Origin of the sequence: Larsenimonas rhizosphaerae, from assembly GCF_026240105.1 — a bacterium.
GTDB lineage: Bacteria > Pseudomonadota > Gammaproteobacteria > Pseudomonadales > Halomonadaceae > Larsenimonas > Larsenimonas rhizosphaerae.
Genome location: NZ_JAPIVE010000001.1, coordinates 243,593 through 264,710, shown reverse-complemented (window position 1 = coordinate 264,710; position 21,118 = coordinate 243,593). Strand labels below are relative to the sequence as shown.

At 57.0% G+C, this 21,118-nt stretch carries 17 protein-coding genes and 3 tRNA genes; 4 read left to right on the top strand and 16 right to left on the bottom strand.

Going from position 1 to position 21,118, the window contains the following annotated elements:
* The first annotated feature begins 3 nt into the window (after positions 1–3).
* Complete coding sequence (locus OQ287_RS01210; RefSeq protein WP_250936098.1) at positions 4–369, top strand: Na+/H+ antiporter subunit G; 366 nt, start codon at positions 4–6, stop codon at positions 367–369.
* A 48-nt stretch (positions 370–417) separates the two neighbouring features.
* Here OQ287_RS01210 and hemH read toward each other — a convergent pair whose 3' ends face one another.
* From hemH to rnr, 12 genes are all read right to left on the bottom strand, one after another.
* Positions 418–1,407, bottom strand: a complete 990-nt coding sequence (gene hemH / locus OQ287_RS01205; RefSeq protein ID WP_250936097.1) for a ferrochelatase — start codon at positions 1,405–1,407, stop codon at positions 418–420.
* Between the two features lie 177 nt (positions 1,408–1,584).
* Positions 1,585–1,887, bottom strand: a complete 303-nt coding sequence (locus tag OQ287_RS01200; protein WP_250936095.1) for a DUF6482 family protein — start codon at positions 1,885–1,887, stop codon at positions 1,585–1,587.
* Positions 1,888–2,014: 127 nt separating this feature from the next.
* Complete coding sequence (locus OQ287_RS01195) at positions 2,015–2,920, bottom strand: hypothetical protein (RefSeq protein ID WP_265895297.1); 906 nt, start codon at positions 2,918–2,920, stop codon at positions 2,015–2,017.
* A gap of 11 nt (positions 2,921–2,931) precedes the next feature.
* Entirely contained in the window at positions 2,932–6,858 is a 3,927-nt protein-coding gene (locus OQ287_RS01190; protein ID WP_265895295.1) for an amino acid adenylation domain-containing protein, read from the bottom strand.
* Between the two features lie 125 nt (positions 6,859–6,983).
* Positions 6,984–7,277, bottom strand: a complete 294-nt coding sequence (locus tag OQ287_RS01185) for a hypothetical protein (RefSeq protein WP_250936089.1) — start codon at positions 7,275–7,277, stop codon at positions 6,984–6,986.
* A gap of 72 nt (positions 7,278–7,349) precedes the next feature.
* The gene (dnaB, locus tag OQ287_RS01180; RefSeq protein ID WP_250936087.1) at positions 7,350–8,735 is read right to left on the bottom strand and encodes a replicative DNA helicase; all 1,386 of its coding nucleotides are present in this window, start codon (positions 8,733–8,735) and stop codon (positions 7,350–7,352) included.
* Between the two features lie 134 nt (positions 8,736–8,869).
* On the bottom strand, positions 8,870–9,316 hold the full coding sequence (gene rplI / locus OQ287_RS01175; protein WP_250936085.1) for a 50S ribosomal protein L9: 447 nt from the start codon (positions 9,314–9,316) through the stop codon (positions 8,870–8,872).
* A gap of 13 nt (positions 9,317–9,329) precedes the next feature.
* Positions 9,330–10,181: a hypothetical protein gene (locus OQ287_RS01170; RefSeq protein WP_250936083.1), complete on the bottom strand. Its 852-nt coding sequence runs from the start codon at positions 10,179–10,181 to the stop codon at positions 9,330–9,332.
* Positions 10,182–10,193: 12 nt separating this feature from the next.
* Positions 10,194–10,421 carry a 30S ribosomal protein S18 gene (gene rpsR, locus OQ287_RS01165; RefSeq protein ID WP_250936082.1) on the bottom strand — a complete coding sequence of 76 codons (228 nt, stop codon included), beginning with the start codon at positions 10,419–10,421 and terminating at the stop codon, positions 10,194–10,196.
* A gap of 29 nt (positions 10,422–10,450) precedes the next feature.
* Entirely contained in the window at positions 10,451–10,879 is a 429-nt protein-coding gene (rpsF, locus tag OQ287_RS01160; RefSeq protein ID WP_250936081.1) for a 30S ribosomal protein S6, read from the bottom strand.
* A 144-nt stretch (positions 10,880–11,023) separates the two neighbouring features.
* Complete coding sequence (gene rlmB, locus OQ287_RS01155) at positions 11,024–11,833, bottom strand: 23S rRNA (guanosine(2251)-2'-O)-methyltransferase RlmB (protein ID WP_407658212.1); 810 nt, start codon at positions 11,831–11,833, stop codon at positions 11,024–11,026.
* Positions 11,830–14,298 (bottom strand): ribonuclease R, encoded by a 2,469-nt coding sequence (gene rnr, locus OQ287_RS01150; RefSeq protein WP_265895294.1) that lies wholly within the window; start codon positions 14,296–14,298, stop codon positions 11,830–11,832. Before rnr ends, rlmB begins: the two co-directional genes overlap by 4 nt.
* A gap of 177 nt (positions 14,299–14,475) precedes the next feature.
* Between rnr and OQ287_RS01145 the strand changes: the two genes are divergently transcribed.
* From OQ287_RS01145 to OQ287_RS01135, 3 genes are all read left to right on the top strand, one after another.
* Positions 14,476–14,562: transfer RNA gene (locus tag OQ287_RS01145), tRNA-Leu, on the top strand.
* A gap of 69 nt (positions 14,563–14,631) precedes the next feature.
* A tRNA-Leu gene (locus OQ287_RS01140) sits at positions 14,632–14,718 on the top strand.
* Positions 14,719–14,773: 55 nt separating this feature from the next.
* Positions 14,774–14,860, top strand: a tRNA-Leu gene (locus tag OQ287_RS01135).
* A 206-nt stretch (positions 14,861–15,066) separates the two neighbouring features.
* Here OQ287_RS01135 and OQ287_RS01130 read toward each other — a convergent pair.
* The 4 genes from OQ287_RS01130 to OQ287_RS01115 all read right to left on the bottom strand — a co-directional run bounded on the left by OQ287_RS01130 (position 15,067) and on the right by OQ287_RS01115 (position 20,929).
* The gene (locus tag OQ287_RS01130; protein ID WP_250936079.1) at positions 15,067–15,900 is read right to left on the bottom strand and encodes a DNA/RNA non-specific endonuclease; all 834 of its coding nucleotides are present in this window, start codon (positions 15,898–15,900) and stop codon (positions 15,067–15,069) included.
* Between the two features lie 158 nt (positions 15,901–16,058).
* Positions 16,059–17,621 (bottom strand): SpoVR family protein, encoded by a 1,563-nt coding sequence (locus tag OQ287_RS01125; RefSeq protein WP_407658211.1) that lies wholly within the window; start codon positions 17,619–17,621, stop codon positions 16,059–16,061.
* Between the two features lie 9 nt (positions 17,622–17,630).
* On the bottom strand, positions 17,631–18,917 hold the full coding sequence (locus tag OQ287_RS01120; protein WP_250936078.1) for a YeaH/YhbH family protein: 1,287 nt from the start codon (positions 18,915–18,917) through the stop codon (positions 17,631–17,633).
* A gap of 89 nt (positions 18,918–19,006) precedes the next feature.
* A complete protein-coding gene (locus tag OQ287_RS01115) occupies positions 19,007–20,929 on the bottom strand; it encodes a PrkA family serine protein kinase (RefSeq protein ID WP_265895292.1) in 1,923 nt (640 codons plus the stop codon).
* Positions 20,930–21,118 lie beyond the last annotated feature (189 nt).

Genomic DNA, 21,118 nt, shown 5'->3' with positions numbered 1-21,118 from the left:
AGAATGGATCTTCGGTTTGCACTGGAAGTGGCCGTATCAGCCCTGATGATTGCCGGTGGCATCTTCGCCGTGATCGGCGCAATGGGCATGGTGCGGTTCAGGGATTTTTACATGCGCCTGCATGGGCCAACCAAAAGCACTACGCTGGGCGTTGGCTGTGTATTGCTCGCATCGATGAGCTTTTTCTGGTTGAAAAACGGCCATCCAAGCCTGCAGGACATGTTGATTACGCTGTTTTTGTTTATTACCACACCGGTCAGCGCCCACCTGCTGACCATGAGCGGTTTGCATCATAAACTGCCCAGCGCCCCGGAAACCAAGGGTCAGCCGTATGAGCTTGATGATGAGGATGACATCGCCAGAAACTGACGTGATGTAAGCAGTTCAGCGCCTGGCGCTGAACTGCATCAGGGCAGACTACCACCCCTGGGTATGCTGGTTGACCAGTGATTCCAGCAGATCGATATGATCATCACGATCGTTCAGTGCCGGAATGTAGTGATACTCCCCCCCACCGGACTCCTTGAAGTACTCCCTGTTTTCCTCACTGATTTCTTCAAGGGTCTCAAGGCAGTCTGCCGAGAATGCAGGACACATCACATCGACATGCTCGCGCCCCTCCTTGCCCCAGGCCTTGAGCGTGACATCGGTATAGGGCTTCAGCCACTCTTCGCGCCCGAAGCGGGACTGATAGGTATGACTCCACTGCGTACTCGATAGACCCAGCTCCTCGGCCACCAGCTCGCTGGTTCTTTCGCAATGCGTCGGGTACGGGTCACCCTGGGTCGCGTAGCGCTTCGGAATGCCATGATAGGACAGCATCAGATGCCCCTGCTTGCCAAGTGCCTGCCAGTGCTCGCGCACGGTATTTGCCAGCGCCTTGATATACAGCGGGTGATCGTGAAAATCGCGGATCATCCGAAGTTCCGGCAGGTGCGGGCAGGGTTTCAATGCATCCGCCAGCCGGTCAAAGACCGCGGCGGTGGTCGAGCGTGAAAACTGTGGGTACATGGGTAATACCAGAATACGACCGACTCCGCTCTTGCGGAGCTTGAGCCCGGCTTCTTCCATGCTTGGGCTGCCGTATGTCATCGCCAGCTCTACCGGAATGGGCTGCCCCATGGACGCTTCAAGCCGGGCCGCCAGTGCGCGCTGCTGCTTGCGGCTGTATGACATGAGCGGCGAGCCTTCATCCGTCCAGATCGAGGCATAGGCTTCAGCCACCTTCCTGGGGCGAGTACGCAGGATAAAACCATTGAGAATGGCCCACCAGACGGGGCGTGAGACATCGATCACCCGTGGATCCCACAGAAACTCCCCCAGGTACTTGCGTACAGCTTCTGGTGTAGGGGCTTCAGGGGTCCCCAGATTAACCATTAACACGCCAAACGGTGCGCTGTTACTCATTCAATCACTCCCAGATTCTTGATAATCATATTCTATCAACAGGCGCGGGTGGCGGCTCATCAAAAACGCCTATCCAGTGGATTGGCCCGAAAATGACATACGCCTGTGAGAATAAACCATGGGAGTGCAGGGATAAAACAGGGCCTGTCACGAGAGCCGGTCCCGTGATCAGGCCACCTAGAAGACGAGGGGGATGTGCGAGGACAGCGGACTGGAATACATGGCCTGACGACCAACGACTTCATCATGCGGCACGGTCTGCACCAGATAGGCACGATGAACGCCGACATGGCGAAGCACATTGTATACCGCGTCCAGCGAGCGGAAGAGTTGCGGCTTGCCGCGGTTCTTCAACAGACTGCTTTCGCCCTGAGCCTGCTGCAGCTCTACCTGGTACAGCTGACCGGCCATGTGGCGCACGACGCGAACCTCGGGGTTGTCATGATATCGAACGGCCTGCCTGAACTGATGTAGTTCCATGGAAATGCTCCTGACAATGAAGGGTGACACCTATAGAGTGTGTCATCAGCCTAAGACAGTTTAGTGACAGGCAATGCCTTGAACAGGCACCGATTTATACCCCTTTACCCACTCATTCGCACCGCAGTTACTCATGCATTTCACGAGTCAGCAACGCGTTCAATTGCGCCTGACGTGCCGGGCTTCGCCGCGCCAGGCGAGCTCTGGTACGTGCCAGCCAGCCGGCATCCGATAACCGCTCGACAGGAACCGCTACCCGGCGAGACACCGGCCCCGGATACCAAAGCATATCAACATGTGCCGACAGCATGGACTCGCCCTCTGAGCGGCGACTGAACCGGTACCATGGCAGACCGCCAATCTCCTTATTCCCGGCAAGGTCCAGCACCTGATCATAATCAGACGTAAACCATTGATCTACCGAAAAGGCCTCGGAATCCATGGCAGGCCATATGGCTGTCAACTCATCGGCCAGCCAGTGGCCCAGCGACGCCGATTCACCGATGTCAGGCGGCCCCTTCTGCAAGTGCATGGCTCCGAAAATCAACAACGCTGTCTCGCCCTGCGCCATGACGTGACGGCGTACCGTATCAGCATAGTGGGCATCACGCCGCGCCATGGCCGACTGCCAGGTTGCTTCAGTAGCCGATGACCAGTCAAAGGGCGCCTCGGCCGCAAGAACACGCCAGCGCGCTCCGGGAGACAGTGTCAGGTTTACATCACGCACATGCGCCAGAAACTGCTGGTATATCAGTGGCGACCACAGCATGTCGTGAAGAGTGTCTTCGGATACCAGGCTCAGACGCGTGGCATCCAGCTCTCCACCGGCAATATAATCATCAAGCATGGCCTGGTGGCGCTGACTGCCAAACTCGATGACCAGCGTTCGAGTACAGGCCTGGATTACCGGTGAGGCGATCAATGAAAACAACCGAGCCATGACTTCGGGGCACCAGTGCACCTCTCCTGCCCCTACCAGAGGAGTCCGGGCAAAGCCCCGTGCCACGGCGCTTTCCAGCGTCAGTACCGTCATGCTGCCTCTGCTCAAGTGTGCGCCAGTTCAACGTCGGCCCCACGCCGAGCCTTCCAGCGCTCCATTTCGCGCGCAATACGTCTGGAAACGGGGTCGCTGATCATGCCCGGATGATCACACGGCAGGGAAAGGTTCACCAGTTCACCCGTGACGTAGGGCTGCCAGCCCTGGCGGTCAAGCCAGGCTTCATCCCGAGGTGCTGCCGCAGTGAAAAACAATACATCTCCCTCGAAGACATGGTGGGTGGAGTCACGCACCAGCCGGCTATTGTTGATTACCACATCCACCATGGCATCCAGTACCCGCGCCGACAGACTGCCCAGGGCATGCCCTTCCTGGCGCAGCATGGCAATTACCTCATTACGCCCGACCCCGGCTTCCGGCAAAGGCATGCCAGCAATGCGCAGTAGCGCGGTCAGGGCATCCTGCTCACCGGGGGGAGCAAGGTGGCGCCACTGATCGCCTGGATAGGCATCCAGCATGGCCAGCATATGCACGTCCTCCCCATCGGCCTGCAACTGACAGGCCAGAGTATGTGCCAGCATGCCGCCAACCGACCATCCAGCCAGGTAATAGGGCCCTTCGGGCTGATGGTATTTCAATTCGGCCATATAATCCCGGGCCATGCTTTCCATCGTGGCGGGCAGTACTTCCGAGGCATCGGCAAGACCACGCGCCTGAAGGGCATGTATCGGCCCGAACGTCGTCAGTGACCTTGCCAGCGCGGTATAGCACCATCCCAGCCCGCCGGCAGGATGACATAGAAACAGCGGGGTACCGGTGGGCTTGTTGCTGAGCGTCAGCACGACCGAGAGACCATCCTGCTCCGAGGCGGCCGACAGGGTACACAGCCCGGCCACCGTCGGTGCTTCAAACAGCGTGGCAATGGATATATCACGCCCCATGCGTTCTCGCATCAGGCCCGACAGGCTGACGGCCGTCAGGGAGTGCCCCCCAAGATCAAAGAAATTGTCATCAATGCCGACCTTCTCGCAATCCAGAACCTCCGCGAACAGCTCGCAAAGAAGCCTTTCCTCTTCAGTGCGAGGTGCCCGGTAATGCTCCGCCCCGGAAAACGTTGGCATGGGCAGTGCTCGACGGTCCAGCTTGCCATTATCCGTCAGCGGCAGCGCTGTCAGAATGCAGAAATGCTGAGGCACCATATAACTCGGCAACTCCAGCGCCAGGCTGCCTCGAAGTGACTGCAAGGCCAGGTCGGCGTGAGGTTCCGGCACGACATATCCTACCAGTACCGGATCACCATGACTGGTTACCACAGTCACCGCGGACTGCTGGACGCCCTCGACCCTGTTCAATGCCGCACTGATCTCATCAAGTTCGATACGCTGCCCGCGCAACTTGACCTGTCCGTCGAGCCGGCCGAGATATTCTATGGCACCTTCATCATTCCAGCGTGCCAGATCGCCTGTGGCATAGAGACGCCCTCCCTCGCCGCCCAGAGGATGCGTGATAAAACGGGCCAGCGTGAGATCCTCCCGGTACAGGTATCCGCGTGCCAGATTCATGCCGCCGATATAAAGCTCACCCGTCGCACCAATCGGTACCTGAGCACGCTGTTCATCAAGAACATGCAGTGTAGTGTTCCAGATGGGGCGGCCGATCGGCAGGCTGGCGCGCTGATCATCACGGTCACACTGCCAGCTGGAAACGTCGATGGCCGCTTCTGTCGGTCCATAAAGATTGTGAAGCTCAACCTGTGGCAGCGCCTCGTGCAGCTGCACCTGACTTGATGTCATCAGCGCCTCGCCACTACAGAAGACGCGACGCAATGTCGTGCAATCAGCGACCGGTGCCTGGTCAAGAAAAGCCTGCAGCATGGAAGGTACAAAGTGCAGGGTAGTAATTTTCCGGGACTGAATCGTCTCGGCCAGATACCAGGGGTCCTTGTGCCCTCCCGGACGTGCCATGACCAGCGTGGCACCGGCCAGCAAGGGCCAGAAGAATTCCCAGACCGACACATCAAATCCGGCAGGCGTCTTCTGAAGTACCCGGTCGGTAGCATCCAGCGGATAGGTGGCCTGCATCCACAGCAGCCGATTCACGATCGCCTGGTGCTCTATCATCACCCCCTTGGGCTTGCCGGTAGAGCCGGAGGTAAACAGCACATAGGAAAGCGCTGTTGGCTCTCGCACGGAGGCATCCGGATTGTCGAGCTGCATTCGGGCCAGCGTCTCCTGCCCCTCATCACTGTCGAGCATGATGACAGTAACGTCCGTATCCGGTAACAGACTCCGCTCGGATGTAACACTGATGATCAACGATGGCCGGGCCTGTTCGATCATATAGGCAAGGCGCGCCACCGGGTAATCGCTTGATAATGGCATGAACGCCGCCCCCAGCTTCTGGGTCGCCAGCAGCGCTACCTCAAGGTATATCGAGCGAGGTACCGCGATACCGACAATATCACCGGGCTGCACCCCGGATGCCGTCAGCCAGTGTGCCAGCTGATTGGCCTGCTCATTGAGCATTCGATAATCACATGCCCCGGCGTCATCCATCAGCGCAATACTTTCCGGCGTGAGTCGTGCCTGGCGCTCGAATAACGTGGCCAGATCCGTCGTCTCGACAGGGTGTTCGGTCGTATTCCAGCGCGAAAGCTCGGCACGCTCCTCGGAAAGCAACAGTGGCAGCGTGAATAACGGCGTCTCCGGGTGGCAACAGAAGGTATCAACCCAGGCCAGAAGTCGCTTCAGATGGCGCCTCAGGGTAACCGTGGTATAGCGATTCGGGTTGGCTTCAACGGCCAGTTTGGCCTGCCCGGCTATTCCATCCCAGTGCAGATAAAAGGAAATATCATGCTCAGGTCCCGCGACGAGATGATCAATACTGGCGTCGCAGTCCGGCCAATCGGGAGATGAAAATGGCATGACATTGACCTGAGGGCCAAACAGGGAGCGCGCGCCCGGTCGGCGCTCAAGGTCTCGCTGCAGGGCTTCATGGCGGTATCGCTGATGGCGACGCAGCCCGGACAGCTCACCACGGGCCCGCTCTGCCCACTGGGTTGGTGTATGCTCGGGGCCGAGAGGCAGCCGCAGCGGCAGCACATTGACCTGGGTGGTGGGCACTCGAAGTGAAGCCCCCTGCATTCGGCCCATCATGGGAAACCCGAGCGTAATGTCCCGCAAGCGGGTAAAGCGACTGACATATGCCCCGACGGCAGCCACGAAGGCCTCTGCCGGATGCAGCCTGCGTTCGTGTGACCACCGGGTCAGTACGTCGATCACGGCACTATCCAGCCGGATTTCACGCCGAAGGGAGCGCGCAGCGGCCATGGCAGTGCTATCGGTCAGGCTGACGGGGTCAGGATCATCGCTGAATCGTTCAGTCCAGTATGCTCGGTCTACCGTGAACGCAGTACTGTCCTGATAGACCATCTCCTCATCTACCATGGAAGTCACTGGCGCAAACCATGCCTCCGGGGAAGGCTGGCCGGACAATGCTGCACAATACAACTCGCAGGCACGACGCTGCAGCAAGCTATACGCATAGGCATCGGCCGCCAGATGATGGATGGCCATGAACCAGTCCACACGTTCCGCCGAGACTTCAAGCAGCGCGAAGCGATACAACACGCCAGTAGTCGGATCAATGCCCCGCGCCAGTACCGCATCCTTCCAGCGTTGGGCCGCTGCTGCCGGATCAATCTCCTGTTGTAAATCCACCCTCTCGACACAGGGGACATGATCAGGTACCCACGACTGACGAAGCCCTTCCCGGGTCAGTTCAACGCGCGCTGTCAATGAGGGAGCCTCGCTGATCATCCGACAGATGCTGTCCCTCAATCGTGCCACGTCCACATGACCGGTCAGGCGTACACATTGGGCGGTCGTATATGTCGTGAGCGACCCGCTCATTTGTTGAGCGTACCAGATGCCGGCCTGGGCACTACTCAAGGGACAGGAAAACGACGAGGACATCACACGACTCCATTCGATAATCATCAAAAAAACAAAATGATAATCGTTATCATGTGCAATACAAGTACCGAGTGATATTCAGGCCAAAAAAAAGCGCTGCCAATGCAGCGCCCTGTGTATTTTCATCATTCTCGATTAAACGTTGCCGGGTCGATGGCGACCCCGAGCGAACGCCGCTCGATCCAGCGTCCGGCCTTGGTCTCCTTGTAACGGAAGACAACGTAATCTCCTTCCTTGACCGCAAGCTCGGTATCCTCCACCTGATGGCTGTAGGTTTCACCGTTGACCGTCAGGGTGTAACGGTAAAGGTCGGGCATGCCGAGCCATTCCTTGAAGGGGCCCTCACGCTCCAGGTGCTCAAGCGTACCTCGGGCCTCAGGTTTGGGTTGGCGCGGACCGCGCCCTCTAAAACCAGCCATGTTGTCTCCTCATCTGTGCCAGGCCGCGCATTATATCAGCCCGGCGGATTGTCTAAAGGCAGAGGTGCCAGCCTATTCCGCAAAGTCACCATAACTGCCGGGGGCCAGATCCTCGAACCGGGTATACTTGCCTATAAAGGCCATATGCACCGTCCCGATCGGGCCATTACGCTGCTTGCCGATAATCAGCTCGGCAAGCCCCTTGTTGTCCGGATTGTCCTTGTTGTAAACCTCATCACGGTAGACAAAGGCAATGACATCGGCATCCTGCTCGATCGCGCCGGACTCACGCAGATCCGACATGACCGGCCGCTTGTTGGGGCGCTGCTCCAGAGAGCGGTTAAGCTGTGACAGTGCCACCACCGGGCACTGAAACTCCTTGGCCAGCCCCTTGAGCGAGCGGGAAATTTCAGAAATTTCGGCCGTCCGGTTTTCAGACAACCCTGGCACCTGCATCAACTGCAGGTAATCGATCATGATCAGACCGATGCCATCGGCTTCACGGGCCAGCCGCCTCACCCTGGCCCGCATCTCGTTGGGTGACAGCGCAGGCGTGTCATCAACATACAACTGCTTGTCCTTCAGCAGATTGACCGCCGAAGTCAGCCTGGGCCAGTCTTCGTCTTCAAGCTGTCCAGTCCGAACGCGGGTCTGATCGATACGACCCAGCGATGACACCATGCGCAGCATCAGCTGATCCGCCGGCATTTCCATGGAGAAGACAGCGACGGCCTTGTCACCGCTGACTACCGCATGCTCGACCAGGTTCATGGCAAAGGTGGTTTTACCCATGGAAGGCCGCCCGGCCACGATCACCAGATCCGAGGGCTGCAGACCGGAGGTCATCTCGTCCAGATCGCGAAACCCGGTTGAAATGCCCGTCATCGTCCCCTTGAGGCTGAACAGCTCATCTATCCGGTCCACCGCACGAGTCAGCAGCTGGCTCATGCCGATCGGCCCACCGAACTTGGGCCGGGATTCGGCGATCTGGAACACCAGCCGCTCGGCTTCATTCACCAGTTCATCGGCGGTCTTGCCCTGCGGATTGAACGCTCCTTCTGCGATCTGGTTGGCAGATTGAATCAGCTTGCGAAGCGTTGCACGCTCGCGAACGATATCGGCATAGGCTCTGATATTGCTGGCCGACGGCGTATTACGTGCCAGCTCAGCCAGATAGGACAGGCCACCTACCTTGCTCAGCTGATCATGGGATTCAAGCGATTCGGACAGGGTGATTGCGTCCAGAGGCCGACTTTCCTCGGCCAGTCGCGTCATTGCATTGAAGATAAAGCGATGCTCGAAACGATAGAAGTCATCGGCAATCAGCAATTCGGAAACCGTATCCCAGGCACTGTTATCCAGCATTAACCCGCCCAGTACGGACTGTTCGGCTTCAAGCGAATTGGGGGGCACCTTGATGCCGGAGGTTTCCTGATCAGTCATTGCGGTATCGTTCATGGCCATTGTCTATCACGGAAGGAAAAACCAGAGGGCAGCATATCAAATGCGGAGCGCCCCGCGGGGACGCCCGCCTGCCGGACATAAAAAAAGGCACGGCGTAAACGCCGTGCCCCTTTCATGCTGCAGGCTGCTTATTCAGCAACCACAACCACACGAATGCTGGCAGTGACTTCAGAGTGAAGCTGAAGATCAATGTCATATTCGCCAGTCTGACGCAGCGGACCTTCAGGCATGCGAACTTCGCTCTTGGCGACGTCGATACCGGATTGAACCAGTGCTTCAGCCAGGTCACGCGGGCCGATTGAACCGAACAGCTTGCCTTCTTCGCCAGCCTTGGCGACCAGGGACAGTTCGATTTCAGACAGCTGTTCGGCACGTGCTTCAGCGGTGGACTGACGCTCGGACGCTTCGCGCTCGAGTTCGGCACGACGCGCTTCGAACATGGTGACGTTATCGCTGGTTGCCGGTACGGCCAGGCCATAAGGAACCAGGTAGTTGCGGCCATAGCCGGCTTTGACGGTGACCTTGTCACCCAGTCCGCCGAGCTTGCCCAGCTTGTCGAGCAGAATAACTTCCATCTCGTAGACCTCTTTAATGTTGACTGCGGGCCAGGCGGCTTCTGATATTAAGCACACTATCGGCCAGGGCCAGCAGTATCACAATCACAATAGCGGGCCAGGCGGTCAGTAACAGGGCATAAAACCCCACCAGCCATAGCCCACTCATCCCTTTCAATCCAATGATGCCGTGCATGAGGGCAATACCGGCAATCAGCAGCGGAATCCATGTCACCAGCACCAGCGCCGGAAAGCCGATCAAAAAGCCGACCACGCTGACAGCCAGCAATAGCCCGAGCTGTGCAGGGCTCAGTCTGAACCCGTGGAATTCCTCACGAAGCCCGCCCGGGTTGTAAAGCCCGGCCTGCCAGCCACGGGCCAGCGCAAGACAGGCAATGGAGGCAAGCATCACGACCATGCCGATGACTGACCCCATGACCATGCCCGACAGCTGCTCGACAGAGACACCCTGACGAGCATAATGATCCAGCATGTTGCCAAGCTCGGCCGAGTTATGGCGAAGCTCGGTCATGATCGCTGCAGCGTTGGGAGGAACAAAGACCCCCAGTTTGATCAGCACCCCGGTAACGACACTGGCACTGATCAGGGTATCTCCCCAGGCCGAACGCGAGCGCAGGATCACCGCCATCAGGGTAGTCAGAAGCAGGGTCGACAGCGGAACCGCGTCCCCCTGCGTCCACCACCAGCCCAGCGGCAGCGCAGCGCCGATCAATACCGGCAATGCCGCTACCAGCCCTCGACGCAGGGTCACCAGTGCGCAAATGGCCGCACCAAGCCAGAACAACCAAGGCATCAGCCCGGCTGCAAAGGCTACGAGTGTCGCGTTAAGCGGCCCCCGCATGACCCAGCGTGCAAATGAAACCATTGGAAACGAAACTTACAGGTGACGATCGGTGTACGGCAACAGCGCCAGATAACGAGAGCGCTTGATCGCAGTAGCCAGCTGACGCTGATAACGCGCACGCGTACCAGTGATGCGGCTCGGAACGATCTTGCCTGTTTCGGTGATGTAGGACTTCAGTGTGTCGAGGTCTTTATAATCAATGTACTTTATGCCTTCGGCAGTAAAGCGGCAGAACTTGCGGCGACGGAAAAAACGTGCCATGTCATGAATCTCCAGAGGTGATGAATCGATCAGTTGGCGGCGGTTTCAGTCTTTTCTTCGGACTGATCGGCGTCGGCGTCGGAATCGGAGTCAGCGTTGTCACGCGGACGGTCGTCACGACGACGCGCACCCTTGTCGTCAGCAGACTTCATCATCGGGGACGCTTCAGTCACGGCTTCCTTGCAGCGAACGACCATGTTGCGGATGATCGCATCGTTGAAACGGAAGATGTTCTCGATCTCGGCAAGCGTCTCATTGGTGCACTCGATGTTCATCAGAACATAGTGCGCCTTGTGGATCTTGTTGATCGGATAGGCCAGGTGCCGACGGCCCCAGTCCTCGAGGCGATGCACGGTGCCACCATTTTCGGTCACGAGGCTGGTGTAGCGCTCGATCATGGCGGGGACCTGCTCGCTCTGATCCGGATGGACCATAAACACGATTTCGTAATGACGCATGATGTCTCCTTTCGGTTTGACAGCTTTTTGGCGGCCCTTCGTGTGGCCGTGAAAAGCAAGGAGTTAACGGAAGGCCTGCAAAAAAGAGGGACTCTGGCTTTGCAAAGCCGGACAAGTGTAAAGACACTGCCCGACGCTTGCAAGTCAGGAAACGGAGATGCCCTGCTGGCGCACGGCTTCAAACAGGCAGATGCCGGTCGCCACCGAGACATTCAGACTGGAGACGCTGCCCAGCATCGGCAGCTTGACCAGGTGGTCGCAGGCCTCTCTGGTCAACCGGCGCATGCCGCGCCCTTCCGAGCCCATGACCAATGCCACCTGCGCATTGAAGTCCGCATCAAAGATGCTCTTATCAGCATCACCGGAAGTACCGATGATCCAGACACCCAGTGATTTCATTTTAGCCAGGGTTCTGGAAAGGTTGACCACCTGATAGACCGGCATGACCTCAGCGGCGCCGCAGGCCACCTTGCGCACCACGCCGTTCAGTGGTGCCGACTTGTCGCGCGGCAGAATAACACCACGTACACCGGCAGCATCGGCACTTCGCAGACAGGCGCCCAGGTTATGGGGATCGGTAACGCCATCAAGTACCAGCCAGAGCCCCTGGTTACCGGCCTGCTCTACTTCCCAGTAAAGACGGGATTCGCCCTCGGAGGCCAGTGGCGGACAAAAGGCCACTACGCCCTGATGAGAAGCCCCGCCGGCCAACCGGTCCAGCTCCTGACGCGGCTGAAACTCGATCGGCACACCCCGCTCCTGGAGCGTGTCAACTAGACCGGCAAGGCGACGCTCGGCCTCACCTTCCTGCAGCCATACCTTTTCAGGAAGCTGGTTTGTCAGAAGTGCCTGAACGGCATGAAGTCCGAACACGGGGTCCAGCCCTTCAGGCTGGTGCCCGGTGCTGCGGGATGGTTTCTTGCCCTTGTAGGGTTTGGATGGCTTCTGCTTCACGACCGGGGAGCATCCTTTTTACTGCGCTTTCGCTCGGAGGCAACAGAAGAAGCACCGGCTTCACTCTTGCCACCCTGTTGTTTCTTGCGACGCTCACGCTCCTTCTTGCCGGGGCGGGACTTTCGCTTCTTGCCGGTGTCGGCCTTCTTGTCAGCAGCAGACACCGGTGCCTCCGCAGCAGCCTCTCTGGACTTCTTGCGGCTACGGCGCCTGGAGGTCGGCTCGGCCACGGCCAGCTCGAAATCCAGCTTGCGCTCATCAAGGTCCACACGCGCCACACGCACAACCACGCCATCACCCAGACGATACGTCAGGCCACTGCGCTCGCCCTTCAATTGATAACGGGCTTCTTCGTAGTTGTAGTAGTCGGAAGGCAGTGACGAAATATGCACAAGCCCTTCAACAAAGTGCTCATCCAGTCGAACAAACAGACCAAACTGGGTCACGGAGGCGATAGTGCCATTGAAGACATCTCCCACCTTGTCTGACATGAACTCGCACTTGAGCCAGTCCTGTACGTCACGAGTTGCCTCATCTGCGCGGCGCTCGGTCATGGAGCAGTGCTCACCCAGTTCGACCATCTGCTCGAAATCGTACGGACACCAGGTTTCCAGCGGCTGAACAGGCGTTCCTTCAACCCGCTCGACGTGACTGCTTTCCTGGCCACTGCGAATCACACCGCGAATCCCGCGGTGTACCAGCAGATCCGGATAGCGACGAATCGGTGAGGTGAAGTGAGCATAGGCCTTGTAGGCCAGACCAAAGTGCCCTTCGTTGTGCGGGGTGTAGGTGGCCTGATTCATGGTACGTAACATGATGGTCTGGATGATGTCTTCATCCGGACGATCCTGTATCAGTTGCCGTAACTGCTGAAAATCGCCGGGCGTCGGTTTTTCGCCGCCTTCAAGCGTGAGACCAAGCTCGCCCAGGAAGGTACGGAATGTCTGCAGACGCTCGGTTTTCGGACTGCTGTGAACGCGGTAAAGAGCAGACAGCTTGTGCTTGTCAAGGAACCGGGCCGTTGCCACGTTGGCGGCCAGCATGCACTCCTCGATCAGCTTGTGCGCCTCGTTACGCTCGCGCGGCACGATGCGGTCAATCTTGCGGTCATCATTGAAAACGATCTGGGTTTCCGTCGTTTCAAAATCGATGGCGCCTCGCTGACTGCGGGCCTCACGGAGCGTTTTATAAAGCTCATGCAGTTGTTCAAGCGGCTTGACCAGCGATGCATGATTCTGGCGAAGGGCCTTCCCGTCCTCGCTGTCCGGCGCCTCCAGCATCGCGCTGACCTGGGTATAGGTCAGACGGGCATGGGAGCGCATTACGCCCTCGTAGAACTTGTAGCGGCTGATCTCACCCTGTTTCGAGATATTCATCTCACAGACCATGCACAACCGGTCGACATTCGGGTTGAGCGAGCATAGCCCATTGGACAGCACTTCCGGCAGCATCGGGATGACCTGTCCCGGGAAATACACGGAGTTGCCACGCTGACAGGCTTCCTGATCCAGCGCCGACCCGACAGGAACATAGTGGGAGACGTCAGCAATGGCGACGACCAGTTTCAGACCGCCGGATTTGGTCTTCCAGGCATAGACCGCATCATCGAAATCCTTGGCATCTTCACCGTCGATGGTGACAAGAGGCCAGTCACGCAGATCAACACGATTGGCCTTGTCACTGTCGAGTACCTGATCGGTCAGGCCAGCAATCTGCTCATGCACCTCCGGCGGAAAGACAGCCGGCAGGTCATGCTCGCGAATGGAGATATCGATCTCAAGCCCCGGGTCCATACGTTCGCCCATGACCTCGATCACCTCGCCTTCAGGCTTGACCCGTACGGCAGGATGCTGAGTCAGGCGAACCTCGACAATCTGGCCATCCCTTGCGCCGTTTTCGGCACCAGCCGGGATGATGATGTCCTGACTGATACGAGAGTTTTCCGGCACCAGCACGCCCAGGTCTGCCCCACGCACACGATAGACACCTACCAGGGTCTGGGTATTGTGAGTCAACACGGCCATGATGGTGGCTTCGGCACGCCCGCGACGATCGCGACCGCTGATGCGAGCACGAACCAGGTCGCCATGGAAGACACGCTGCATCTGGCGCGGTGGGATGACCAGATCCGGTTTTTCACCGTCATCACGAACCAGAAAGCCAATACCGTCCCGATGACCGATGATGCGGCCCTCGACGATTTCTTCCGGCGGAATGGCCGTGAAGGAATTGTCACGCTGCTTCTTGAGCTGACCATCCCTGTCCATTGCAATCAGACGGCGGCGCACGGCTTCACGCTGATCTTCATCGTCCAGCCCCAGCATATCGCTCATGCTGTCGGCCGAGATGGGTTTTTCATGCTGCGTCACGCGCTGCAAAAGGTATTCCCGGCTGGGAACCGGTTTATCATAATTTTGTGCTTCGCGTTCTGCGTGCGGATCGTCGGATAACGTCCAGTGTGTCATTAATGGTTTCCTTGTTGGAAAGATAAAACGGAGCAGAGAACGCGGCGAAAAGAGGATGTGATATTTGACATACCGCCAGTATAGCCGCCCTGAACAGCCGACCCAAGCACCATTTATATTCAAGAGACCAAAAGGGGCTTGCGTGATGCAAAAAAATCCGTATGATACGCCGCAATTGCCCGGATGGCGGAATTGGTAGACGCGCTAGCTTCAGGTGCTAGTGACCGCATGGTCGTGGAGGTTCAAGTCCTCTTCCGGGCACCATCTTTATATTGCATTGCATGTAAAGAGACATCACGGAATTCATTTTTGATGCGTTCGAAAATGCGCAAGGCCCGGGTGGCGGAATTGGTAGACGCGCTAGCTTCAGGTGCTAGTGACCGCATGGTCGTGGAGGTTCAAGTCCTCTCCCGGGCACCATTTGCAAGAATTCTGGATAGTAAGCAAGGCTCGTGTAGAGCAGATAGCTGGAAAGGCCCGGATGGCGGAATTGGTAGACGCGCTAGCTTCAGGTGCTAGTGACCGCATGGTCGTGGAGGTTCAAGTCCTCTTCCGGGCACCATTTAAAGACGCCCCCCTCAAGAATTTCCTCTGAACAATCTTTTCTGAATCAACAGCCTCACTGTAATCCCTGTTTTCAAAGCAATATTCCTGCCCCCCAGCAGACACCTCTTTACAAGCCCGCGTAATCTTATCTGTATCATGCATCCACGAGCACGCTGCACAGATCCGGCACTCGGCCACTGCACAGCGCACATGCCAGGATGATCAATAACGAGAAGGCGTTCTCGCGACACTATCCAGGTGCCAGGGCCCAGGATTGACACTCCCTTCCAGCGGCACTTCGATGGCGTCCGGCAAATCACTGAAGAAGTCCAGACCGGTACGACGCTCCACTTCATCAATCGATACAACAAAGCGGTCCAGAGGCTCATTTCCCTTGACAGTCTGAGGCAGAATAAAGGCCAGCGCCTTTGGTGGATTACCTACCGAGCCCGGCACAATCAAAATCTTGTAAAATGCATCGGGCACCTCGATCAGCGACGCCATTCGTGTAATACGACTGTCGAAAATCGGGCCGGTCGTGACCCATACCGTGCCAAACCGGCGTACAAAATGATCGATCACCACCTCTTCCAGTCGTTGCCACGCCTTGCGATTAAGATCAGGGCGCTGAGGCGACACATTCGTCATCAAAAAGGTATCCAGCTGGGCCTGGCGCCCATGCACCACTGACATCGCATAGTTCGGTGCCATATGCCCCCGGTCATACCCGGAACGGGTATAGTCGTCGCTATCGATTGGCCATAGTGATCGCCAGTCACTGCGAAACCCCCTCGGACGCGGGTCGCTGTCAGGATTTTTAACCCTGTGCAGCCGATAAGTCACCCACAATGGATTGCCTCGCAGGTCTGACCAGCCCACCAGATAGCCATGATTGGTCAATGGCCGATTAAGCGTATGCCAGTCGTACCACACCTGAGCGTGCGGCATGCCTTCCCAGCTCAAGGCATCCCAACGATCACGCGCCTGAAAGAACCATAACCCTCCCAGCACCAGCGCAAAGACAATCCCAATACCACCCATCCGAAACAACTGCATGATTAGTCTGGCCACACCCACTACCTCACCGTGAAATCACCGCGGATTCTAGGGAGTCGGCGCACAAATGCCAACGCGCAAATGCACTCCTGGTGCACGCAGACTGTATGCCAATAAAAAAGGGCAGCCCATGCTGCCCTAAAAAAGCTGCGTCATGATCAGGACGACCCGGCCTCTTCTGCCAGCGGCCACTGATAACGGTGCACCACCTCATCGTCCTCCATGGAATCAAGCTTGACGGTAAAGCCCCACAGCTGATGAAGATAGCGAAGCACCGGGTACACCGACTGATCCAGTGGGCGACGCTTGTGCACCTGATGACGAAGGGTCAGCGACCGATCCCCACGCACATCCGCCTGCCAGACCTGAATATTCGGCTCACGCTGGCTTAATGAGTACTGGGCAGACAGTGCCTCTCTTACCCGGCGATAGCCGCGATCATCATGAATGGCCGCCACCTCGATCATTTCGTCCTGATCATCATCCAGAATGGCAAACAGCTTCAGCTCACGAATGACCCTGGGGGACAGAAACTGCTGCACAAAGGACTCGTCCTTGAAATTGGCCATGGCAAAATGAAAGGTATCCAGCCAGTCACTGCCGGCCATTTCCGGAAACCAGTAGCGATCCTCATCGGTCGGCGCTTCACAGATCCGCTTGATGTCGGTAAACATTGCAAACCCCAGCGCATAGGGATTGATGCCGTTGTAATAAGGACTGTCAAATGCCGGCTGCGCCACCACCGAAGTATGGGACTGAAGAAACTCGAGGATGATGCCCTCGCCGATCAGACCATCATCGTAGAGCCGATTCATGATGGTGTAGTGCCAAAAGGTTGCCCAGCCTTCATTCATGACCTGAGTCTGGCGCTGCGGATAGAAGTACTGTGCCATCTTGCGCACGATACGCACCACCTCACGCTGCCAGGGGGCCAGCAGCGGCGCATTCTTCTCGATGAAGTACAGCAGGTTTTCCTGAGGCTCCGATGGAAACTGAAACTCTCCCTCAGGTGACAGCGAACCGCCCTCACCCACTGGACAATGGCTCTCTCCGTGCGCCGAATGAGGGATGGTGGTCCACAGCGCATTAACCTGCGCCTGAAGATAGGTTTCCCGCTCTTCCTGACGCTTGATTTCATCTCCGGCAGAGATGGGCGATGGCCGCTTGTACCGGTCCACACCATGGTTCTGCAGGGCATGACAGGCATCCAGCAGTTGCTCTACGGCGTCCACACCATACTTTTCCTCGCACTGACTGACGTAGCGCCTGGCAAAGACCAGGTAATCCACGATGGCCGTGGCATCGGTCCAGGTACGAAACAGGTAATTGCCCTTGAAAAAGGAATTGTGCCCATAACAGGCATGCGCCATGACCAGAATCTGCATCATGAGCGTATTTTCTTCCATCAGGTAGGCAATGCAGGGATTGGAATTGATGACCAGCTCATATGCCAGCCCCATCCGCCCCCGGCGATAGGCCTGCTCCACGGACAGAAACTGTTTGCCGAAGGACCAGTGGTGATACCCCACCGGCATACCGACGCTGGCATAGGCGTCCATCATTTGCTCAGAGGTAATGACCTCGATCTGATTGGGGTAGGTATCCAGGCGGTATTCCGCGGCAATGCGGGCGATGGCCTGCTCAAAATGGTTCAGCGTGTCAAAGGTCCAGTCGGACCCCATTCCCTCAACATCCCGACGATCGGCAGTGGACTCGACCATGGCTCCTCCCTAGACCGCTTCGCGATGACGAAACAGCTCTCTGAAAACGGAATAGATATCTCCGGCCTCGACGATCTGCTCCATCGCAAATCGGCCAGGAAAGGCGTCTTCAACCTTTTTATATTCGTCCCATAGCGCCTGATGGGCATGCGGAGTGATCTCTACATAGGCAAAGTACTGAAGTCTCTGCATCAGTCTGTCAGTCAGCAGCTGACGACAGGTGGTCGAATCATCATCCCAGTTATCACCATCACTGGCCTGTGCCACATAAAGGTTCCACTGGCCTGGCGGATAACGTGCCTCGATCACTTCATCCAGCAGATTGAGGGCACTGGATACAATCGTGCCGCCGGTCTCGCGCGAGTAGAAGAACTCCTGCTCATCGACCTCCTTCGCCGCCGTGTGGTGACGGATGAACACCAGCTCGATCCGCTCATAGTTTCGCTCCAGAAACAGATACAACAGCAGAAAAAATCGCTTGGCAATGTCCTTGTGTGCCTGCGTCATCGACCCGGAGACATCCATGACACAAAACATGACCGCCTTGTTGGACGGCATCGGCTGGTTGGCCATGTTGTTGTAACGCAGGTCGTAGGTGTCGATATAAGGCACCCCGGCGATACGCTTTTCCAGTCGCTGAATCTCCTCCTCAAGCTCGGCGATGCGCGCCGGATTCCTGAGCACCGGATCCTTCTCGCGCTCCAGCTCCAGTAACGCTTCTGCTTCCTTCAAGGCACGCTTGAGCGGGGCACGCATGGCAATACGTCGTGCATAGGCCTCGCGCATGGACCGCACCACGTTCATGCGCGCCGGAATACCGTCTCGCGATATACCCGCCCGCACGGGGCGCACTTCATCAATATCCACCAGCTGCTTGCGCTCCAGATGAGGCAACTCCAGCCCATCGAAGACAAAATCGAGAAATTCCTCCTGCGTCAGGGTAAAGGCAAATTCGTCAACGCCGTCTCCCTGATTGGAGGCCGCCCCCTCACCACTGCCATCACCACCGCTACCACCCCCGCTCGGACGCCGAATCCGGTCCCCCTCGGTGAACTCGCGATTTCCCGGACTTACAACCGTATTCTCTCCACCGCGACCGTGGCGAAATACCGGCTCGGAAATATCCCGGTCCGGAATGGTGATCTTTTCGCCGCGCTTCATGTCGGTAATCGAGCGCTGATTGACGGAGTCCTCTACTGCACGCTTGATATGCTTGCGATAGCGTTGAAGAAACCGCTGTCGGTTGATTGCACTCTTGTGACGCCCATTGGCACGGCGGTCGATAAAATAACTCATGGCCACTCCCTGACAGCCAGCTCATGGCTGCTGATAGTGCTGCCACTGCGAAGTGGCAGCAGTCAGGAACATCGGATCGCATCTCCGGATTACTGGGATTTACGCACCCGCAGATACCACTCGGACAACAGCCGTACCTGCTTCTCGGTATAACCTCGCGCCTGCATGCGATTCACGAAATCCTCATGCTTTCTGGCATCGGAAGACGATGCCTTGGCATTGAAGGAAATCACCGGCAACAGTTCCTCGGTATTGGCAAACATCTTGTGCTCGATGACCCCCTTGAGCTTTTCATATGACTGCCAGCTGGGGTTGTGGCCATTGTGCTGCGCCCGCGCACGCAGCACGAAATTGACCACCTCATGACGAAAATCCTTGGGATTGGAAATACCGGCCGGCTTCTCGATCCTCTCGAGCTCATCATTCAGTGACTGGCGGTCAAACAGCTCCCCGGTTTCAGGATCACGATACTCCTGATCCTGAATCCAGAAATCGGCATAGGTGACATACCGATCAAAGATGTTCTGCCCATATTCACTGTAGGATTCCAGATAGGCAGTCTGGATTTCCTTGCCGATGAACTCGACATATCTCGGAGCCAGAAACTCCTTGATAAAGCGCAGATAACGATCATGAACGTCTCTGGGCAACTGCTCCTGCTCGATGCTCTGCTCCAGTACATACAACAGATGTACTGGATTGGCCGCCACTTCAGTGCTGTCAAAGTTGAAAACACGCGACAGAATCTTGAAGGCAAACCGGGTGGATAACCCGCTCATGCCCTCATCCACGCCAGCATTGTCCCGATACTCCTGAATCGACTTGGCCCTCGGATCGGTATCCTTGAGATTTTCGCCATCATAGATGCGCATCTTGGAGTAGATACTGGAGTTTTCAGGCTCCTTCAAACGAGACAACACCGAAAACTGAGCCAGCATGCGAAGCGTATCCGGCGCACAGGGAGATTCATCCAGTGAAGAATGCTCCAGCAGTTTCTCGTAGATTTTCATTTCCTCGGATACGCGCAGAGAGTACGGCACCTTGACGATATACACCCGATCGAGAAATGCCTCGTTGTTGCGATTGTTTCTGAACTGCTGCCACTCGGATTCATTCGAGTGTGCCAGCAACACCCCATCAAAGGGGATGGCCCCCATCCCTTCGGTCGGGTTGTAATTGCCTTCCTGTGTGGCCGTCAGCAAGGGATGGAGCACCTTGAGGGGCGCCTTGAACATCTCGACAAATTCCATCAGCCCCTGATTGGCCTTGCACAATCCGCCAGAAAAACTGTAGGCATCCGGATCATCCTGGGAGTACATCTCGAGCTTGCGAATATCCACCTTGCCGACCAGCGCCGAGATATCCTGATTATTGTCATCCCCCGGCTCGGTTTTCGAAACGGCCACCTGATTCAGGCGAGACGGATACAGCTTGACGACCCGGAACTTCGAAATATCCCCGCCATATTCCTTGAGCCTTTTCGCAGCCCAGGGTGACATGACCGAACGCATATAGCGCTTTGGAATGCCGTACTCCTTCTCGAGCACCTCGCCGTCCTCCTCCGCCGAAAATAGCCCCAGCGGAGACTCATATACCGGCGAGTCCTTGACGGCATAAAAGGGAATCTGCTCGATCAGGGCCTTCAGACGCTCGGCCAGCGATGATTTGCCACCGCCCACCGGCCCCAGCAGGTAAAGCACCTGCTTGCGCTCCTCAAGCCCCTGGGCAGCATGACGGAAATAGGACACCATCTGCTCGATGGCATCCTCCATGCCATAGAACTCCTCGAAGGCGGGATAGCGCCGAATGATCTTGTTGGAGAAGATTCGCGATAGCGCGGGATCCTTGGCAGTGTCGATCGTTCGAGGCTCACCGATGGCCTCAAGCATACGCTCGGAGGCCGATGCGTAGGCTTTCGGATCAGTACGGCACAACTCGAGATATTCCTGAAGACTCATCTCTTCCTGACGAGTCCGCTGATAACGGTGCTGGACATGATCGAAGATACTCATGGGGAGCCTCCTGGGGCGATGCCGGAAACGTGGCTTGCACTGGGAAAATGAATGGTCGAACTGACCATTGCGCCAGGTAATTGTTTTTATGAGCGTAGACTCAACTTAACGCCAAACCGGCGCATGGGAAGATGAAAAAGATTCAGCTTCCATGTGTCCCATAAAAAAAGCCCCGGCACACAAGGCCGG